Raw genomic sequence first — 737 nt, forward strand, 5'->3', positions numbered from 1 at the left:
TGTCATGCCGGCGACCATACCCATCTTGAAACGGTCGGTGCAAGATGTGTAGGCTGACCAACCATGGCGGGCCGCAAGCAATTCGACGTGGACGAGGCGCTACGACGCGCGATGCACGTCTTCTGGCGCTGGGGCTATTCGGAGGCCTCGATCGGCCGCCTGACCGAGGGCACGGGCCTGGGCCGGAGCTCGCTCTACGGCACCTTCGGCGACAAGAGCACCCTCTTCCGGAAAAGCCTCCAACGGTACGCGCGGACCTACCACCCGCTGTACGACCAGGCACTGTCCGGCCCCCACCCGAGCCCGAGCGCCGTTGTGGCCGCCTACCTGCAGGTCACCCTGAATCGCATCGCCGACCCGACGGTCCCGGATGGCTGCCTGCTCACGGTGTCGGCAACGCAGTTCCCGGCCCTCGACGCGGAGGGCCGGATGATGGTCCGCGCCATGATCGACGGTTTGCGGGCGATGCTGGAGCAGGCGTTGCTGGCGGCGGGGGCCGATGATCAGGAGGCGGCAGAACTGGCGTTGTGCACGCTGGCAACGAACAAATCCCTGGCGGTGCTGAGTCGCGCCGGCTTCTCGAGCGAAGACCTGGCAACCGTCGCCGCAGCCGCCGCCCGTATCCCCGGGAGACGACATCCACTACCTTGAGTAGTGCGATGGGCACCCAGGGCTCCGGCAAAGTCGTCAGGCGTGGTGGCGGTTGGCGGCGGCGATGTAGGTGACGCCGGTGATGC

Annotated in this window: 1 protein-coding gene; it reads left to right on the forward strand. The window is 67.4% G+C overall.

All coding sequences use genetic code 11. The features are described from left to right. Window positions 1–63: 63 nt before the first annotated feature. Window positions 64–651 (forward strand): TetR/AcrR family transcriptional regulator, encoded by a 588-nt coding sequence (locus tag KVT44_RS55505; RefSeq protein ID WP_217576848.1) that lies wholly within the window; start codon window positions 64–66, stop codon window positions 649–651. Window positions 652–737 lie beyond the last annotated feature (86 nt).

The organism is Streptomyces sp. GbtcB7 (assembly GCF_019091445.1).
GTDB lineage: Bacteria > Actinomycetota > Actinomycetes > Streptomycetales > Streptomycetaceae > Streptomyces > Streptomyces mirabilis.

Bases quoted from the DNA above. Each gene is read 5' to 3' on its own strand.
- KVT44_RS55505 (WP_217576848.1), top strand. From the start codon at position 64: ATGGCGGGCCGCAAGCAATTCGACGTGGACGAGGCGCTACGACGCGCG.